17 protein-coding genes are annotated in these 17,114 nt (G+C 58.5%); 5 read left to right on the top strand and 12 right to left on the bottom strand.

Annotation, left to right across the window (positions count from 1 at the left end):
• Nucleotides 1-25: 25 nt before the first annotated feature.
• The 7 genes from ACR0JE_RS05510 to ACR0JE_RS05480 form a co-directional block, all read right to left on the bottom strand.
• A complete protein-coding gene (locus ACR0JE_RS05510; RefSeq protein WP_480863436.1) occupies nucleotides 26-2,227 on the bottom strand; it encodes a 3-hydroxyacyl-CoA dehydrogenase NAD-binding domain-containing protein in 2,202 nt (733 codons plus the stop codon).
• The gene (locus tag ACR0JE_RS05505) at nucleotides 2,220-2,708 is read right to left on the bottom strand and encodes a cupin domain-containing protein (protein ID WP_480540543.1); all 489 of its coding nucleotides are present in this window, start codon (nucleotides 2,706-2,708) and stop codon (nucleotides 2,220-2,222) included. The genes ACR0JE_RS05510 and ACR0JE_RS05505 overlap by 8 nt, the downstream gene beginning before the upstream one ends.
• The gene (locus ACR0JE_RS05500; RefSeq protein WP_480540545.1) at nucleotides 2,708-3,919 is read right to left on the bottom strand and encodes an acetyl-CoA C-acetyltransferase; all 1,212 of its coding nucleotides are present in this window, start codon (nucleotides 3,917-3,919) and stop codon (nucleotides 2,708-2,710) included. Before ACR0JE_RS05500 ends, ACR0JE_RS05505 begins: the two co-directional genes overlap by 1 nt.
• 11 nt (nucleotides 3,920-3,930) lie before the next feature.
• Entirely contained in the window at nucleotides 3,931-4,569 is a 639-nt protein-coding gene (locus ACR0JE_RS05495; RefSeq protein WP_480863435.1) for a glutathione S-transferase family protein, read from the bottom strand.
• A gap of 113 nt (nucleotides 4,570-4,682) precedes the next feature.
• Nucleotides 4,683-6,464, bottom strand: a complete 1,782-nt coding sequence (locus ACR0JE_RS05490; RefSeq protein ID WP_480863434.1) for an acyl-CoA dehydrogenase C-terminal domain-containing protein — start codon at nucleotides 6,462-6,464, stop codon at nucleotides 4,683-4,685.
• A gap of 45 nt (nucleotides 6,465-6,509) precedes the next feature.
• On the bottom strand, nucleotides 6,510-6,911 hold the full coding sequence (locus ACR0JE_RS05485; protein ID WP_170532003.1) for a MerR family transcriptional regulator: 402 nt from the start codon (nucleotides 6,909-6,911) through the stop codon (nucleotides 6,510-6,512).
• Between the two features lie 265 nt (nucleotides 6,912-7,176).
• Nucleotides 7,177-7,545, bottom strand: a complete 369-nt coding sequence (locus ACR0JE_RS05480) for a MerR family transcriptional regulator (protein WP_170532005.1) — start codon at nucleotides 7,543-7,545, stop codon at nucleotides 7,177-7,179.
• Nucleotides 7,546-7,658: 113 nt separating this feature from the next.
• Between ACR0JE_RS05480 and ACR0JE_RS05475 the strand changes: the two genes are divergently transcribed.
• From ACR0JE_RS05475 to ACR0JE_RS05465, 3 genes are read left to right on the top strand one after another with little or no spacing between them, the layout of a single operon-like run.
• Nucleotides 7,659-8,078 (top strand): PaaI family thioesterase, encoded by a 420-nt coding sequence (locus tag ACR0JE_RS05475; protein WP_480863433.1) that lies wholly within the window; start codon nucleotides 7,659-7,661, stop codon nucleotides 8,076-8,078.
• A gap of 1 nt (nucleotide 8,079) precedes the next feature.
• Nucleotides 8,080-8,598: a PaaI family thioesterase gene (locus tag ACR0JE_RS05470; RefSeq protein WP_480863432.1), complete on the top strand. Its 519-nt coding sequence runs from the start codon at nucleotides 8,080-8,082 to the stop codon at nucleotides 8,596-8,598.
• A 2-nt stretch (nucleotides 8,599-8,600) separates the two neighbouring features.
• Nucleotides 8,601-9,917, top strand: coding sequence for an MATE family efflux transporter (locus ACR0JE_RS05465; protein WP_480863431.1), 1,317 nt, complete (start codon nucleotides 8,601-8,603; stop codon nucleotides 9,915-9,917).
• Here ACR0JE_RS05465 and arsC read toward each other — a convergent pair.
• The 4 genes from arsC to ACR0JE_RS05445 are packed head-to-tail and all read right to left on the bottom strand — an operon-like array spanning nucleotide 9,914 to nucleotide 12,073.
• Nucleotides 9,914-10,255: an arsenate reductase (glutaredoxin) gene (arsC, locus tag ACR0JE_RS05460; protein WP_480863430.1), complete on the bottom strand. Its 342-nt coding sequence runs from the start codon at nucleotides 10,253-10,255 to the stop codon at nucleotides 9,914-9,916. The genes ACR0JE_RS05465 and arsC overlap by 4 nt on opposite strands.
• The gene (locus ACR0JE_RS05455) at nucleotides 10,252-11,310 is read right to left on the bottom strand and encodes a quinone-dependent dihydroorotate dehydrogenase (RefSeq protein ID WP_480863429.1); all 1,059 of its coding nucleotides are present in this window, start codon (nucleotides 11,308-11,310) and stop codon (nucleotides 10,252-10,254) included. The genes arsC and ACR0JE_RS05455 overlap by 4 nt, the downstream gene beginning before the upstream one ends.
• Nucleotides 11,307-11,738, bottom strand: coding sequence for a DUF1330 domain-containing protein (locus tag ACR0JE_RS05450; RefSeq protein WP_480863428.1), 432 nt, complete (start codon nucleotides 11,736-11,738; stop codon nucleotides 11,307-11,309). The genes ACR0JE_RS05455 and ACR0JE_RS05450 overlap by 4 nt, the downstream gene beginning before the upstream one ends.
• A complete protein-coding gene (locus ACR0JE_RS05445; protein WP_480547557.1) occupies nucleotides 11,735-12,073 on the bottom strand; it encodes a DUF952 domain-containing protein in 339 nt (112 codons plus the stop codon). Before ACR0JE_RS05445 ends, ACR0JE_RS05450 begins: the two co-directional genes overlap by 4 nt.
• A 109-nt stretch (nucleotides 12,074-12,182) precedes the next feature.
• On the opposite strand from ACR0JE_RS05445, the gene ACR0JE_RS05440 reads away from it, so the two are divergent.
• Nucleotides 12,183-13,766 carry a bifunctional metallophosphatase/5'-nucleotidase gene (locus ACR0JE_RS05440; RefSeq protein ID WP_480863427.1) on the top strand — a complete coding sequence of 528 codons (1,584 nt, stop codon included), beginning with the start codon at nucleotides 12,183-12,185 and terminating at the stop codon, nucleotides 13,764-13,766.
• A gap of 144 nt (nucleotides 13,767-13,910) precedes the next feature.
• Nucleotides 13,911-14,963: a tRNA 2-selenouridine(34) synthase MnmH gene (gene mnmH, locus ACR0JE_RS05435; protein ID WP_480863426.1), complete on the top strand. Its 1,053-nt coding sequence runs from the start codon at nucleotides 13,911-13,913 to the stop codon at nucleotides 14,961-14,963.
• Here mnmH and selD read toward each other — a convergent pair.
• Complete coding sequence (selD, locus tag ACR0JE_RS05430; RefSeq protein ID WP_480863425.1) at nucleotides 14,954-17,113, bottom strand: selenide, water dikinase SelD; 2,160 nt, start codon at nucleotides 17,111-17,113, stop codon at nucleotides 14,954-14,956. The two genes, mnmH and selD, sit on opposite strands and share 10 nt — an antisense overlap.
• Between the last annotated feature and the right edge of the window lies 1 nt (nucleotide 17,114).

Here is a 17,114-nt window from a genome sequence, read left to right as displayed (position 1 = left end):
ATGCCCGCGCCTGTATCTTTACTGATTAAGCTGCTTTTGCTTCGGGGTTGAAGCGGGCGTAGAAGGTCTGACCCTTTTCGGCCATTTCACGTAGCAAAGGCGGGCAGGCAAAGCGTTCGCCATAGGCTTTGGTCAGCTGATCGCAACGCTCGGCCGCGTAAGGCGTGCCGATGATGTCCAACCAGCTGAGCGGGCCACCCGACCATGGCGCAAAGCCCCAGCCTAGGATCGCGCCCACGTCGCCTTCGCGGATGTCTTCCAGAACGCCTTCTTCCAGCGCGCGAACCGCTTCCAGAACCTGTGCGAACATCAGACGCTCTTGCACTTCGATCAGGTCGGGCTGATCTTCGGAATGCGGGTACTTCTCGGCCAGACCCTTCCAGTATTCGACGCGTTTGCCTTTTTCGTCATAGTCGAAGAAACCGGCATTGGACTTGCGTCCCAGACGACCCTCTTCCTCCATCCAGAAGATCAGGTCGTCGCCCGGATTTTCCGGGTAGGCGTCGCCCATCGCAGCCTTGGTGGCACGCGCGATCTTGGCCCCTAGATCAATCGAGGTTTCATCATTCAGCTGGATCGGCCCGACGGGGAAGCCCAACTGACGTGCGGCATTGTCGATCAGAACGGGGCTGACGCCTTCGGTGATCATTCGCAGGCCTTCGTTGATATAGGGAATGATACAGCGGTTGGCGTAGAAAAAGCGCGCATCGTTGACCACGATTGGCGTCTTGCGAATCTGACGGACATAGTCCAGCGCCTTGGCCACTGCGCGATCACCGGTTTCCTTGCCCTTGATGATTTCGACCAGGAACATCTTCTCGACCGGCGAGAAGAAGTGAATGCCGATGAACTGCTCGGGCCGGACGGAGGCTTTCGCCAGATCGGTGATCGGTAGGGTCGAGGTGTTCGACGCAAAGATGCAATCCTCGGGGATGATCGCCTCGACCTTCTTGGTCATCTCGGCCTTGACGCCCACGTCTTCGAACACGGCTTCGATGATCAGGTCGCAACCTTTGAGGTTTTCCAGATCCGGGGTCGCGGTGATGCGCGCCAGCATGGCTTCTTTTTTCTCAGCCGTGACCTTGCCGCGCTTCATGCCCTTGTCGAGATAGCTCTCAGTGTAAGCCTTGCCCTTGTCCGCAGCTTCCTGGTCGCGGTCGACCAGCACCACTTCCATACCGGCCTGAGCCGACACCAGCGCGATGCCTGCACCCATCATGCCTGCACCCAGAACGCCGATTTTCTTGACGCGCTGATCTGGCACATCCTTCGGACGTACTGCACCTTTCTCCAGCGCTTCCTTGTTCAGGAACAGCGACCGGATCATGGCCGAGGACGAGGGGTTCATCAGCACATTGGTGAACCAGCGCGCTTCGATCTTCAGGGCGGTATCGAAGTCAACCAACGCACCTTCGTAGATCGAGCTCAGCAGCGCCTTGGCCGCCGGAAATGCGCCTTGAGTTTTGCCATGCACCATGGCGTTTGCGCCGACAAAGGTCATGAAGCCAGCCGGGTGATACGGTGCACCGCCGGGCATTTTGTAGCCCTTCGCGTCCCAAGGTTTCACCAGGTCGGCATCCTTGGCGTTCAGAACCCATTCTTTCGCTGCCGCGACTGGGTCGTCCGATACGGCATCGACCAGCTGCGCACCTTTGGCTTTGGCCGGATCCATCATCTTGCCTTCCAGCAGGACAGGGGCCGCCGCCATCGCACCAACCATACGGCTGTAGCGCATGGTGCCGCCGCCGCCGGGGAAGATGCCCAGCAGAATTTCTGGCAGGCCGATCTTGGATTTGGGGTTGGTGGTCATGACGCGGTGGTGACAGGCCAGCGCGATCTCAGTCCCGATCCCGGCACAGGTGCCATTGATGGCACAGGCCACGGGCTTACCGCCTTTTTTGGTTTTGAAGTCCATGCCTGCCAGTTCCAGCTTGCGCAGGATGTGGTGGCCGCCCATGACGAAATCAAACAGGGCCTGTGCCGGTTCGTCCCCGGCTTCCTGACGGATAGTCGCCAGTGTGCTTAGGTCCATGCCACCGGCAAAGGATCCTTCCTTACCGCTGGTGATCACGATGCCTTTGACTTCGTCATCTTCCAGAGCTTGATCAACCAGAGCGCTGACCAGCTGGAACGCCTCACGTGTCATGACGTTCATGGATTTGCCCTGAGCGTCCCAGGTGATGAATGCGACGCCGTCTGCGTCTTTGGTCAGAGTGAAATCAGTCATTGTCATCTCCAATCTGGTCAGCCGTCAGCGGGCTGCCATCTTTGCGGGTAAAGCGAAAGCCGTCGGCATCAAACTTCACCATCATGTCTATGTCGCTGTAATAGCCGGTCTCGGTCGGGGTCCGTGTGCCCACCACCAGAAAGGTCGCGGGCGCATCGGTTCTGTTCACAAGGTGATGGCCGTTGGCCTCACCTGCAGGCCAAGCGGCGCAGTCACCGGGCAGCATCTGGTGTTCGCCATCATCATCGATCAGCACGCATTCGCCGCTGAGCATGATGGCAAACTCGTCCTGCTCCATATGGTAATGGCGCAATGAAGACAGGCCCTCCGGCTCCAACCGCACGATGTTGACGCCATATTGGGACAGTCCTCCGGCATCTCCGACAGGCTGGACAAAGCGTCCATCGCCAGCCTTTGCCAGCTTGCCGGGATAACCCGAACCACCCCGAAACGGGATTTGAGAAAGGTCCAGCTTGGGCATCAGACCCGCTCGATAATGGTTGCCGCACCCATGCCGGACGCGATGCAGAGCGTGGCCAGACCGGTTTCTTTGTCCTGACGCTCCAACTCATCCAGCAGCGTACCGATAATCATCGCGCCGGTTGCACCCAGCGGATGACCCATCGCGATCGAACCGCCATTGACGTTGACCAGCGCCGGATCGACATCGAACGCCTGCTGGAAGCGCAGCACGACCGAAGCGAAGGCTTCGTTCACTTCGAATAGGTCCAGATCGCTGATCTTCATGCCGTTGTCGGCCAGGATTTTCTCGGTCACCGGAACCGGGCCCGTCAGCATGATGGTCGGGTCGGTGCCGATCTTTGCGGTTGCCTTGATGCGGGCACGCGGCTTGAGGCCGTATTTCTCGCCGAATTCCTTGTTGCCGATCAGAACAGCGGCCGAACCGTCCACGATGCCCGAGCTGTTGCCCGCGTGGTGGATGTGGTTGATCCGCTCCAGATGCGGGTATTTCAACATCGCGACTTTGTCGAAGCCGGGCATCTGCTCGCCCATCATCTGGAAGGACGGGTTCAACGCGCCGAGGCTTTGCATGTCGGTGCCGGGGCGCATGTATTCGTCGCGATCCAGAATGGTTAGGCCGTTCTGGTCTTTGATGGTGATTACCGATTTCTCGAACCGGTTGTCTTCCCAAGCCGCAGCCGCGCGTTTCTGAGACTCAACGGCCAGCGCATCGGCATCGTCGCGGGTGAACCCATACTCGGTCGCGATGATGTCGGCCGAGATGCCCTGCGGCACAAAGTAGGTGTCCATTGCCAGCGTCGGGTCTACAGCAATCGCCGCACCGTCGCTGCCCATGGCCACGCGGCCCATCATCTCGACACCGCCTGCGATGTAGGCTTCGCCCGCGCCGCCTTTGACCTGGTTCGCGGCAAGGTTCACGGCTTCCATGCCCGAGGCACAGAACCGGTTGATCGCCAGACCGGGGATCGACTGATCCAGGTCAGAGGCCAGAACTGCTGAGCGCGCCAGACAGCCGCCTTGCTCCATCACCTGGGTGACGTTGCCCCAGATCACATCCTCAACGGCGTGGCCTTCGAGGTTGTTGCGTTCCTTGATCGCGTTCAGGGTCAGGGCGGACAGGCGCACCGAGGTCACTTCGTGCAGGCTGCCATCCTTGCGACCCTTGCCGCGCGGTGTGCGCAGGGCGTCATAAATGTAAGCTTCGGTCATGGGTCTTCTCCTTAAGCTCGATCCGACGGGTTGCCGGGCATTAGGTCATAGGGGTGTTTCCAACCGGGCTGCTCGGACAGGCGAGTTAGCCAGGCATCGATATTGGGCCAGTCGGCACGGTCAAAGCCGAATGATTCAGGATAGTAGAGGTAGCCGCAGCAGCTGAGATCGGCGTTGGTCACGCCGTCCCCAACAATCCAGTCGCGGCCCTCAAGGTGGGTGTTCAGAACATCGTAGGCCGCTTTCAGACGGCCTTGGTTGAAGGCAATCACATCGGCATTTCGGTGTTCTTCGGGGAGGAAATTGATCAGAAAGCGGGTCACGCCCGCCATCGAACTGAGCTTGTGGTTGTCCCACAGCACCCAGCGCAGAATGTCGTAGTTCTCTTCACGTGTCTTACCGCCGAACTTGCCGGATTTTTCGGTGACATAAGCCTGAATCGCACCAGATTGGGAGGTTTTGAAATCACCGTCGATCAGGAAGGGCGCTTCGCCCATTACATTGACGTCCGAGCGGAACTCGGGGCTGCGGGTGACGCCTTTGAAGAAATCGACAAAGACCGGCTCCCACTCAAGGCCAGACATTTCCAGCGCCAAAGCAGCCTTATACGAATTGCCGCTTTCACCGAAGCAGTGCAGTTTTATGGTCATGCGAGCGCCCCTCCCAAGGCATGTTGCACGTTATCCTGATCCGTTCCCCGAGCAATCCGACGGAGCTTGGGGTCATCTGGTCCCCGGGTCAGAGCCCAAGGACCAGATTGAGATCAGAAGTTCACCGCGTCCAGTGCCATTACAGTGTCGGCACCGGTCTGGATGCGAGCCAGATGCATGGCGGTCGCGGGCAGGCGGCGGGCCATGTAGAAACGGCCGGTGTTGATCTTGGTCTCGTAGAACTCTTTGTCCGAGGCCCCACCGTCTAGCGCATCTTGAGCAGCCTTCGCCATCTGCGCCCACATCAGGCCCAGGCACACATGACCGAACATGTGCATGAAGTCATAAGACCCGGACAGCGCGTTGTTCGGATTTTTCATGCCCTCCTGCATGAAGTACATGCCAGCGGCCTGCAGATCCTTGGACGCGGCTTTCAGCGGTTCGATGAAGGCTTTGTCATAGGCTTCGTTCTGGCCTGCGTTTTCCTTGCAGAAGGATTTGACCATATCGAAGAACGCCATGACGTGTTTACCGCCATCCTGCGCCAGTTTCCGGCCCACAAGATCCAGCGCTTGAACGCCGTTTGCGCCTTCGTAGATCATCGCGATACGGGCATCGCGGGTATATTGCGACATGCCCCATTCTTCGATGTAGCCATGGCCGCCATAGACCTGCTGCGCCTGAACGGTCATGTCGTAACCTTCGTCCGTCAGGAAGCCCTTGATGACCGGGGTCAGCAGCGAGATCAGCCCGTCCGCATCTTTGTCACCCGAACGGTGCGCCTTATCGATCATGGTCGCGCCCCACAGGATGAACGCGCGCGCGCCCTCGGTGAAGCTTTTCTGATCCATCAGACTGCGGCGAATGTCGGGGTGAACGATCAGCGGATCGGCGGGGCCGTCCGGGTTCTTCACACCGGTTACGTCGCGGCCCTGAAGGCGGTCTTTGGCGTATTCCACAGCGTTCTGATACGCAGCTTCGGCCTGCGACAAGCCTTGCATGCCCACACCCAGACGCGCTTCGTTCATCATGGTGAACATGGCGCGCATGCCTTTGTGCTCCTCGCCCAGCAGCCAGCCGGTGGCTTCGTCATAGTTCATGACGCAGGTCGAGTTGCCGTGGATGCCCATCTTTTCTTCGATCTTGCCGACCGAGACACCGTTGCGCTCACCCGGAGTGCCGTCTTCGTTCACGATGAATTTCGGCACGATGAACAGCGATACGCCCTTGATCCCCTCGGGGCCACCGGGGATTTTGGCCAGAACCAGATGGATGACGTTATCGGCCATGTCGTGATCACCCGCCGAGATAAAGATCTTCTGGCCGGAAATCTTGTAGCTGCCGTCGCCCTGCGGTTCCGCCTTGGTGCGCATCAGGCCCAGGTCGGTGCCGCAATGCGGTTCGGTCAGGTTCATGGTGCCGGTCCATTCGCAGCTAACCATGTTGGGCAGATAGGTGTTTTTCTGCTCTTCCGACCCATGGGCCAGAATAGCCGAGGCCGCGCCATGGGTCAGGCCTTGATACATCACAAACGCTTGGTTTGCGCCCGAGAACATCTCACCTACTGCGGTGCCGATGACATAAGGCATGTTCTGGCCGCCATACTCTTCCGGCATGTCGAGGCCAGTCCAGCCACCTTCCTTCACCTGCTCGAAGGCGTCTTTGAACCCGGTGGGCGTGTACACAATCCCGTTTTCCAACCGGCATCCCTCGGTGTCACCCACCACGTTCAACGGATGCAGAACATTGGTGGCGACCTTGCCGGCTTCTTCCAGAACGGCGCCGGTAAACTCGGCTTCCAGTTCGTCATAGCCGGGGATATCCGACTGCGAGACTTTCAGAACGTCGTGCAGGATGAACTGCGTGTCTTTGGTTGGCGCGTTGTAAACGGGCATGTGAAGCTCCCTTAATTCAGATGTCCGGGTGATAGGCGGTCGATGTTACTCGGCCGCCTTCTTGTCTTGTTTCATTGAAGAGATGACTTTCTCTCCCCAACGCAATTGTTCTTTCAGATCGTCAATCGCCTGCGTCAGCTCTTCGCGGCGTGATTCCATGTCGGCGAGACGTTCACACGCAATCTCGTAGGTGCGCGACATCTGGGTCAGCTGTTGATCACCCACATGGTACAAATCCAGAAGTTGCCGAATTTCTTCCAGGCTAAAGCCGAACCGCTTCCCACGCAGGATTAGTTTCAGCCGTGCGCGGTCGCGTTTGGTGAACAAGCGTTTCTGACCCTCGCGGATCGGGAACAGCAGCTCTTTGGCTTCGTAGAACCGCAAAGTACGCGGCGTGACATCATAGGTCCCGCACATCTCGCGGATGGTCATAAGATCTTCGGTCATTCGTCATACTCTCGTCACTGGTGTCATGAGACACGAGTTGCGTAGTCGTCGCCTGCTTTACAACATGAGAATGACGTTTACGTAATCCCGACGCTGCGTCACTTCAAAGTTGACGTAACATCCAAACACGTAAAGGCGCTGGATCGCAATTTTATTTCCGTAGCGTCAGGCTGGATTCGGACCGATGGGGCCGACAAACCGAATGTGATCCTGACATGCGGACCACGTCTTTAGGCGCAACAGATCGATTCATGGGCGGTGAAATTCAGGAAATGGAATTCGCAGTTTGATCCCGCAACTGCTTAAGCGCATCCATCGCTTCATCCAGTTGTTTGCGTTGTTGACGCAGTTCATCCATCTGTCGGTCGGCCATTTCAACAAAGGCCGCCATCTGTGCCTGATTGCCCTGATCCTCATAGATCAGCAGCCACTGGCGAATTTCTTCCAAAGGGAAACCAAACTTGCGACCGCGCATGATCAGCGTCATCCGGGCGCATTCGCGAGGGCCATAAAACCGGGACCGCCCTTCGCGGTCTGGTTGCAACAGCTCGATATACTCGTAGTAACGCAGGGTGCGCGGCGTCACATCGAATTCCGCGCACATCTCTTTGAATGACAAACGGTTGTCGGACATTCCTGGTCTCCTCCACGGCAACCTACGTCCTTGCCACGTCAAGCGCAACAGGTGGGCTTGCCCTTTGCAATTTCTACGGATCATAAAGGGGCGTCACGATAGGAAGTTAGCAAATGGTCGACAAGACAGTTCTAGCCCGCCAGTTTATCGAAGCGATCCCCCATGCGCGGGCCATCGGTTTGGAGTTGACCCAGATTGGCGAGGGTGAGGCCGAAATCACCATGCCTTACAATACAGACCTGATCGGCGATCCCAGAACAGGAGTGATTCATGGGGGGGCAATTTCGACTATTTTGGACACTTGTTGCGGTGCCGCTGTCATGAGCCATCCGTCCTCGCCCGGTGGAACAGCAACGATCAACCTGAGGATCGACTACATGCGCGCAGCGGCTCCGGGCCAGACGATCACTGCGCGAGCCAGCTGCTATCACATCACCCGCAATGTGGCGTTTGTGCGTGCAACGGCCATGGATGATGATCACGACCGACCTGTAGCAACCGCTTCAGGCTCGTTCACGGTTGAGGGCAAGTAACATGGCCAGAACCCGCCCTGAGCCGATGCAGGTGGTCAAGCAACGCCGCGATGGTGCCTTGCGCGCGTTGGTCGACGGCGTGCCTTACATCCGATTCTTGAACATTAGTTTTGATCGCAGGGGCGATGAGCTAACCGGCGTCCTGAACTTCGATGAGAAACTGATTGGAAACCCATTCCTTCCCGCCATTCACGGCGGTGTAACGGCCGCGTTTCTCGAGGTCACAGCCGTGATCACGCTGAGTTGGGAGTACATGTTTTCCGAAATCGAAAGCGGTGAAATCGATGCTGAGGCCATCGTGACCGACGAAAACATCCGTTTTCCAAAGACTATCGATTTCACCGTCGACTATCTGCGGTCAGGCCTGCCACGGGATGCCTATGCGCGCGCCTTCGTCAATCGGGCCGGTCGACGCTATGCCTCGGTCCGGGTCGAGGCCTGGCAAGACAACCATGCCAAACTGTTTGCGCAAGCGACCGGGCATTTCTTGATGCCGCAGCCGGCTCGGGACAAGGGCTGATCATGACAGATGCCTCGGCGCCCATAACGCATGGGCGGGTGCTGAAAATCGCCATTCCCATTGTGCTGTCCAACGCAACCGTGCCTATTCTGGGTGCGGTAGATACCGGCGTGGTGGGTCAGATGGGCGCTGCCGCTCCGATCGGAGCCGTCGGTATCGGTGCGGTGATCCTGTCTGCGATTTACTGGATTTTCGGGTTCCTGCGGATGGGCACGACCGGCCTTGCCGCACAGGCGCGCGGGGCAGGGGACAGTGAGGAGATGCGCGCGCTGCTGATCCGCGGGCTGATGCTGGGCGGGGCTGCGGGGTTTGTTTTCATATTGGGGCAGGTCGCAATTTTCAGCGGTGCGTTTCTGCTGTCACCAGCCAGTCCCGAGGTCGAAACCCTTGCCCGCACCTATCTGGAGATCCGAATCTGGGGCGCTCCCGCGACGATAGCTCTTTATGCAGTCACAGGCTGGCTGATCGCGGTTGAGCGTACGCGGGGCGTGTTTATTCTGCAAATCTGGATGAACGGGCTCAATATCGTTCTGGATCTGTGGTTCGTTCTGGGGCTGGGCTGGGGTGTCGAAGGTGTGGCGATTGCCACTCTGATCGCGGAGTGGACCGGGTTGGGGCTGGGCCTGTGGCTGTGCCGTGATGGATTTCGAGACCGCATCTGGCGGGATTGGCCCCGCATCTTTGATGCCGTGCGTTTGCGCCGGATGTTGCAAGTGAACAGCGATATCATGATCCGATCCATCCTGTTGACCGGGTCTTTTACCACCTTTCTGTTTGTTGGCTCGGATTTGGGGGATGTTAATCTGGCAGCCAATCAAGTTCTTTTGCAATTTCTGGAGATCACCGCCTTTGCATTGGATGGCTTTGCCTTTTCGGCCGAGGCGCTGGTCGGCAGTGCCGTGGGCGCGCGGGATCGGTATCAGGTGCGGCGAGCCTCGGTCATGGCGTCGCAATGGGGCGTTGGGGGCGCTGTTCTGCTGGGTGCGGTATTCTTTCTGGCTGGCCCTGCCCTGATCGACCTGATGTCCACATCACCCGAGGTGCGGCAAGCGGGGCGCGAGTTCCTGTTCTGGGCTGCCGTTGCGCCGGTGATCGGTGTCGCCAGTTGGATGTTCGATGGCATCTATATTGGTGCGACTTGGACACGGGCGATGCGTAACGCGATGCTGCAATCTGTGGCGATCTATGTTGTTGCCCTGTTCATTCTGGTTCCGGCGTTCGGCAATCATGGGCTTTGGGCCGCGCTGATGGTGTTGAACCTTGCACGCGGCGTGACCATGGGCTGGCGCTACCCCCGGCTTGAGGCGCAGGTTGCCTAGAGCAAATCCAGCAGGTTCTCGGGCGGACGACCAAGTGCGGCTTTGCCTTCGGCAATAGCCAGCGGGCGTTCGATCAGGATCGGATGATCTGCCATGGCCTGAATCAAATCCGCATCTGGTGCATCTTTCGACAGGCCCAGTTCCCTGAACAGCCGCTCTCCCGTGCGCATCATCTGAATAGCGGGCACGCCCAGCAATGCCTGCGCCTTGAGCAGCGTGTCTACTGAGGGCGCATCCTCCAGGTATTTCCGAACCTGAACCTCAGCACCGCGATCCTCCAGCAGGGCCAGACCCATGCGGGATTTCGAACAGCGCGGGTTGTGCCAATATTCAATCACAACCAATCCCCTCGTTTGCTGCCCACAGCTTGCGCAACGGTGTCAAACCCGTCTTGAGCCAATAACGTATCCAGACCCTGTGCGATCTCGGCCGCCAAAGACAGGCCGCCATAGACCATGGCTGTGTAAAGCTGCACGGCGGATGCCCCGGCGCAAATCTTGGCATAGGCCTGTTCTGCCGTGCTGACCCCGCCTACGCCAATCAGGGGCAGATTGCCCTCGGTCAGTTGGCTTAGCTTTGCTAGTACACGCGTTGATTTCTCGAATAACGGCGCGCCTGACAGGCCGCCTTGTTCAGACTTATGCGCGCTACGTAACCCTTCACGGGACAGCGTGGTATTGGTGGCGATAACCGCATCCACGCCCGTCTCGACAGCCACGTCTGCAATGTCTTGCAACTCGGATTCCGTCAGATCTGGTGCGATCTTCAGGAAGATAGGCAGCGGCTGGGGCAGCGCGTCACGCGTTTCGATCACGCCGCCCAGCAACGCGCCAAGGGCAGCTTTTCCCTGAAGGTCCCGCAGCTTTTCGGTGTTGGGGGAGGATACATTTACGGTGGCAAAATCCAGATGCGCGGCACAATGGGCCAGCACTTTGGCAAAGTCACCGGGCCGGTCGTCGCTGTCTTTGTTTGCCCCCAGATTCAGGCCAATCACCGTATCCGCGGGGCGGGCGGCGAGCCGCTGGGCCATAACCTCCATGCCTTCATTGTTGAAGCCAAAGCGATTGATGGCGGCACTATCCTCGGTTAGCCGAAAGAGACGTGGCTTAGGGTTCCCAGGTTGCGGGCGTGGGGTCACTGCGCCCACTTCGATAAATCCAAACCCGGCGCGCGACAGCGGGGTCAGGACCTCTCCGTTCTTGTCAAACCCAGCGGCCAGACCAACGGGGTTGGGCAGGCGCAAGCCGGCGATTTCCGTCTCCAGCCGCGCAGACGTCACCGGCCCCGGCATCGGGGCCAGCCCGGCCTTTAGCGCTTTGATCGACAGGCTATGCGCCGTTTCGGGATCAAATCGATGCAGCGCGGCAAGGCCCAGTTTTTCGGTCAGTTTCATCCGAACGCAGCCCCACCTTTGGCCGCACCACATCGGATCAGGCGCGAGGTTTCAACGGCGGCCTGGCGATGCACCACGGCCTTTTGATAGATCGGGTCGGTCACCATTTCCAGAAACGCATGGGCCGAGGGGTAGCGGGCGATGAACACTTCATCCCATGCCTCGTCCTGAGGTCCGATCAAGGTGGCCTGAAACGCCCCACGCCACAGGATTGACGCACCCAGTCTGGCGATAATCGGGGCCGTCTCAGCCCCGTAGTTGCGATAGGCTTGCGCCCCGGTCAGACCAGCAGCGGCCAGTTCATGATCCGCTGGGTAAGCAGCTGTGGGGCGAAACTTGACAAGGTTCAACATCTCAATCGGCTCATTCCGATCCAGCGCTTTGAAAGCGTCGAACTGTTCGCGCTCAGGATCGACGTAAGCGGTCATGCCATCTCCTCAGGGAATAGATGGGTTTGGCCATCAAAGGGCAGGGGCCGCGACCAGAGCACATCACTCATCCTGATCTGGCGGTAGAGGTGCGGAAACAGCGCCCCACCGCGCGAGACCTCCCACTTCAGGTCATCCCCCATCGCATCCCCGTCGCACGCCAGCAAGGTAAGACCGTCGATAGCGGCAAAATGCTTGGCCGCTGTTTCGGCAGCCTGCTCTGCCGTCGAGAAATGCACAAATCCATCCGCCACATCGATTGGCGCACCGTCCGAGGCGCCCTCGGCCTGTAACTGAGCCCATTCATCGGCCCGAAATATTTTGTAAATCAGCATGCCTCGGGTGATGCCCCGCTCGGAACGGGGAATCAAGTCAGATTTGCCCCTTTGACTCTTCGTCGCCATCAGCGCACGATCTGGTCAAACAACGATAGGGAGTATTCGTATGTTGACCCGTTTCATGGCCTCCGTTGCCGTACTGGGGCTGACCGCTGGGATTGCGGCTGCCGACTATAAACTGACGATTTTACACACAAACGATATCCACAGCCGTATTGAGTCGATCAACAAATACGATTCGACCTGTGACGCGGAAGGTGAAGCCGAAGGCAAGTGTTTTGGCGGCGTTGCACGACTGAAGACTATTCTGGATGCAAAGCGCGCAGACATGGCGGATGAGAATGTTTTGGTTCTGGACGCGGGCGATCCGTTCCAAGGCTCGCTGTTCTACACCACCTATAAAGGTGCGGCAGAGGCCGAGTTCATGGAGGCGATCGGTTATGACGTGATGGCCGTCGGCAACCACGAGTTTGACGACGGTCCCGAAGGCCTTGCTGCGTTCATTGATGCGGTCAGCTTCCCTGTGATTTCGGGTAACCTGGATTTGTCGACATCGGCTGAACTCAAGGACAAGGTGGAAAACCATGTGGTTCTTGAGGTTGGCGGCCAGAAGATCGGTATCATTTCCGCGCTGGCAACCGACACGGTCGACACCTCGAGCCCCGGCAAGGATGTGGTATTCCAGGATGAGATCGAAAGCCTAAAGGCCGATGTTGCCGCGCTGCAGGATGAGGGTGTCAACATCATCATCGCGCTGAACCACGTGGGTCTGGCCAAAGACCTAGAGATTGCCGCGCAGGTGCCGGGCCTGGATCTGGTAGTTGGCGGTCACTCGCACACATTGTTGTCCAACACGAACGAAGACGCGGCTGGCCCCTACCCGATGATGGTGGGCGATGTCCCGGTCGTACAAGCCTATGCCTATTCGAAATATCTGGGTGAGGTCACGCTGACTTTTGACGATGACGGCAACCTAATCTCGGCAGAGGGTGAACCCATCCTGCTGGACGCATCTGTTACGCCGGATGCAGACACTGCCGCGCGCGTCGCCGAAATGGGTGCCCCGATCGAAGAGATGAAGCAACGCGTGGTTGCTGAAACCGGCGCAGCCGTTGAAGGTTCGCGCGATATCTGCCGCGTACAGGAATGTGAGATGGGCAATCTGGTTGCCGACGCAATGCTGGCCCGTGTCGCTGATCAAGGCGCTCAGATCGCCATCGCAAACTCGGGCGGCCTGCGCGCTTCGATTGACGAAGGTGAGGTCACCATGGGTGAGGTTCTGACGGTTCTACCGTTCCAGAACACCCTTTCGACCTTTGAAATCAGCGGTCAGGGCGTGATTGATGCGTTGGAAAACGGTGTGAGCCAAGTGGAAGAAGTCAAAGGCCGCTTCCCTCAGGTTGCCGGACTGAGCTTCACCTGGGACGCATCGGTTGCCCCGAACGAAGGCCGCATCACCGAAGTGATGGTGGCAGAGGGTGACGGGTTCGTGCCGATTGATCCCGCAGCGACTTATCTGGTCGTGACCAACAACTACGTGCGTAACGGTGGTGACGGGTACAAGATGTTCGAAGGTGACGACAAGAACGCCTATGATTTCGGCCCTGATCTGGCGGATGTGACGGCCGAATACCTGGCTGAAAACGCGCCCTACCAACCGTATGTAGACGGGCGTATCAAGCAGAAATAACGCCCTGCAAAAGATTAAGAAGCCGCATCATAGTGATGCGGCTTTTTTAGTTTTTTGTCTCGAACTGCCTCTCATGATTCAATATACTCAAGCAAGCGACTAGACAGGCTTCTTTTCCAAAGTTCGGGCAAGTAAACCACTGGCATGGCTTTAAAATTTTCCGACTTACCGCAGCTGTATGCCCATGGTTTCGACACCGTGATCGATGTCCGTAGCCCGGCTGAGTTTGCGGAGGATCACCTGCCCGGCGCGATCAACCTGCCGGTTCTGGACAATGCCGAACGCGCCCGAGTCGGAACGATCTACAAACAGCAAAGCCCGTTTCTGGCCCGCAAGCTTGGGGCGGCTTTGGTGTTTCGAAATGCGGCCAATCATATTGAACACAGCCTAAGCCATCATGAAGGGAATTGGCGACCGCTGGTCTATTGCTGGCGAGGGGGACAGCGATCCGGTTCGTTTGCGTGGACACTGCAGCAGATCGGCTGGCGGGCCGAGGTCATTGAGGGCGGGTATCGAACCTATCGGCGTTTGGTGAACGCCTATTTATATGAGCAACCATTGCCCTTTCGACTGTTTGCGCTGGATGGCTATACCGGAACGGCCAAAACCGAGTTGCTGCACCATTTGCAACGGCGTGGCGTACAGGTCGTTGATCTGGAGAGATTGGCCAATCACCGGGGTTCGCTGCTGGGTGAGATGCCTGGGGGACAGCCCAGCCAGAAAGCGTTCGAGTCAGCGCTTTCCGCAGCTTTCTGCGCGTTTGATCCGGCACGTCCGGTTATGGTTGAGGCGGAATCCTCGAAAATCGGTGAGCGGATCCTGCCACCCAGCCTGTGGACGGCGATGTGTGCGGCCCCGCACATTCAGGTCGTTGCTCCGGTTGCGGCACGGGCGGCGTATTTGATGCAGGCTTATGATGATATTCTGTCCGACAGCGCGCGTTTGCGCGATCGCTTGGCCCCGTTGCGGGTTCACCGTGGGCATGAGGTCGTGGATGCGTGGCTGGCATTGATCGATGCGGGCGACAAGCGCGCGTTGACCCGAGCGTTGATCGAACAGCATTATGATCCGGCCTATGCCAAGTCGCGCCGCGCTCACCCGATAGACCCTGTTGCGCGGGTCGAGGTGCAAAAGCTGGACAGCAGCGGCCTGAGTCACGCGGCGGCAGAGATAGAAACCACGCTGGGTCAGCTTTGAAGGCGCAGCCCCGGTGTGTCGGTCAGATGGCCGATTCTGGCCGCCGGATAGCCCGCTGTACGCAGTGCGTCCAACATGGCATCGGCGTCGTCCGGGGCAACCGCGGCCAATAACCCGCCTGCAGTTTGAGGATCAAACAGTAGGGCTGCCTTGCCATCCGAGGGAAGCTCGGGTGCGATGGATCGGTTGTCAGAAAACAGTGTGGAGTGAACGCCGAAATTGCTCAGTTCAAGGGCTCCAAGCATAACCGGAACCGCGTCCAAATCCAAAATCGCGCCACAGTTTGAGGCGTCGCATATGCCTTTCAAATGCCCGGCAAGCCCGAACCCTGTGACATCCGTCATCGCCTGTGCCCGCGACAAAATCTTAGCCGCCTGACCTTGTGGCTGGGTCATCAGCTTGTAAGCTTTTACGACATCCGCTCCATTCGCCTGCCCCGCCATTTCAGCCGCCATTAAAACGCCGCTGCCGATGGGTTTGGTCAGGATCAACACATCACCGGGCCGCCCGTCGGCCAATGTGATCGGCAGTTCGGGGCACAAACCGGTGATGGTAAAGCCAAGGGTCATCTCATCACCCATCGAGCTATGTCCGCCCACGATCTCGGCTCCGGCGTCCTGCATGATCTCATTGGCTGTGGTCATAATCTCGGACAGGTTGCGTTCCTGCAACATGGCGGACATGCGCGGCAAAATGATGGTCGCGGTCGCGGCCTGGGGTTGGGCCCCCATGGCCCAGATATCACCAAGCGCATGTATGGCGGTGATGCGCGTCATCATAACGGGATCAGAAGTCAGGCTGCGCAGATGATCTGTGGTCATGACCTGTTGCGCGTTGCCCGTCATCAAAAGGGCGGCATCGTCGCCCGGCAAGGATGTCACATCGGGCCGGATGGGTTTTGGCAGCGCGTGCAATGCACGTTGCAAAGCGCCCCTGCCAACCTTGGCCCCACAGCCACCGCACATGGGTTTATCGCCTAATACCTCGGATAGTCCCGCCGCATGATCGCGCGGCAGGGCCGGAGTTTGCATCGTGGGAAGGTCGCGGAACTTATTCATAAATGTCTGGTCGATGTGGTTTTTCCATAGCCACATCAATGTACCGCTGAACGAAGTGCCCAGCCGTTCCCCCAGCGCGGATTTTCCGCCCAGCGAGATCAGTTTCAAGTAATCCTTCTGCGGCACATAGCGCCTCACTTTCCCGGCCCCCAGCGCTGCCCTCAGGTTGTTGAACAGAACCGGAGCTTCACGCACCGCGTAAACGCCCGCCTTGGGTCGCGGGTTATCGCTTAGGTGGGCGCAGTCACCAGCGGCAAAAACAGCTGGATCGCTGGATTGAAGATGGGCATTCACCCGGATGAACCCGTCCTGCAAATCTAGCCCGGTTCGGGTGATCCAGTCATAGGGGCGGGCCCCCGCGGCGCCGGTGACAAAGTCAGCCTCGATCTGGCGGCCATCCTGCAATATCACATGATCCGCAGCGATTTCCTTGATCGCGATCTCTTCGAGTACCTCGACACCAAGATCATCCATCGCCTTGCGGATCGTAGCGGCGGCTTTAGGTCCGATCGCAGACAGGGCTATCGCATTGTCGATCAGCGTAACCCGTGCAGGTCGTTGCCGGGCTTTCAATGCGTGGGCCATGGCCATTGCCAGTTCAACCCCCGCGACGCCACCACCGATCACAGCCACGGCTGCGGGGCCTGACTTGTCCAGATACGCGGCCCATCGGCTGGCGAAAGGACCAAGGGGTTTGGCGGGTACGGCGTGTTCGGCAAAGCCGGGTATGCCGGGCATATCTGACGTGATCCCTACATTGACCGAGGCGACATCGAACGCAACGGGTAACCGACCGGGCATATGGATCAGTCGCTGATCGGTGTCGATTGCGTCGACCGAACCCAGAACAATCCGCGCATCCGCAAAACGCGCCAGTTTCACCAGATCAATGTCCAGTTCAGACCGCTCGTAGTGCCCGGCAACATAGCCCGGTAACATTCCGGAATAGGGCGCTGTCGGGCCGGGGTTGATCACCGTCACGCGCGCACCGGGCAGTGGGTTCATCCCCCATTTGTGCAGCAGCAGTGCATGTGTGTGCCCACCGCCAATGAGAACCAGATCACGGGTCAGGGGCAGCGGAGGATTTTGCATA

The organism is Ruegeria sp. H3 (assembly GCF_056533095.1).
This window is presented reverse-complemented; position numbering and strand designations above follow the sequence as displayed.

Coding starts and splice junctions, on each gene's coding strand:
- mnmH (WP_480863426.1), top strand. CDS start 13,911: ATGGCTTTAAAATTTTCCGACTTACCGCAGCTGTATGCCCATGGTTTC.
- selD (WP_480863425.1), bottom strand. CDS start 17,113: ATGCAAAATCCTCCGCTGCCCCTGACCCGTGATCTGGTTCTCATTGGC.
- ACR0JE_RS05485 (WP_170532003.1), bottom strand. CDS start 6,911: ATGACCGAAGATCTTATGACCATCCGCGAGATGTGCGGGACCTATGAT.
- ACR0JE_RS05470 (WP_480863432.1), top strand. CDS start 8,080: ATGGCCAGAACCCGCCCTGAGCCGATGCAGGTGGTCAAGCAACGCCGC.
- ACR0JE_RS05445 (WP_480547557.1), bottom strand. CDS start 12,073: ATGCTGATTTACAAAATATTTCGGGCCGATGAATGGGCTCAGTTACAG.
- ACR0JE_RS05475 (WP_480863433.1), top strand. CDS start 7,659: ATGGTCGACAAGACAGTTCTAGCCCGCCAGTTTATCGAAGCGATCCCC.
- ACR0JE_RS05510 (WP_480863436.1), bottom strand. CDS start 2,227: ATGACTGATTTCACTCTGACCAAAGACGCAGACGGCGTCGCATTCATC.
- ACR0JE_RS05505 (WP_480540543.1), bottom strand. CDS start 2,708: ATGCCCAAGCTGGACCTTTCTCAAATCCCGTTTCGGGGTGGTTCGGGT.
- ACR0JE_RS05480 (WP_170532005.1), bottom strand. CDS start 7,545: ATGTCCGACAACCGTTTGTCATTCAAAGAGATGTGCGCGGAATTCGAT.
- ACR0JE_RS05455 (WP_480863429.1), bottom strand. CDS start 11,310: ATGAAACTGACCGAAAAACTGGGCCTTGCCGCGCTGCATCGATTTGAT.
- ACR0JE_RS05450 (WP_480863428.1), bottom strand. CDS start 11,738: ATGACCGCTTACGTCGATCCTGAGCGCGAACAGTTCGACGCTTTCAAA.
- ACR0JE_RS05440 (WP_480863427.1), top strand. CDS start 12,183: ATGTTGACCCGTTTCATGGCCTCCGTTGCCGTACTGGGGCTGACCGCT.
- ACR0JE_RS05495 (WP_480863435.1), bottom strand. CDS start 4,569: ATGACCATAAAACTGCACTGCTTCGGTGAAAGCGGCAATTCGTATAAG.
- ACR0JE_RS05465 (WP_480863431.1), top strand. CDS start 8,601: ATGACAGATGCCTCGGCGCCCATAACGCATGGGCGGGTGCTGAAAATC.
- ACR0JE_RS05500 (WP_480540545.1), bottom strand. CDS start 3,919: ATGACCGAAGCTTACATTTATGACGCCCTGCGCACACCGCGCGGCAAG.
- ACR0JE_RS05490 (WP_480863434.1), bottom strand. CDS start 6,464: ATGCCCGTTTACAACGCGCCAACCAAAGACACGCAGTTCATCCTGCAC.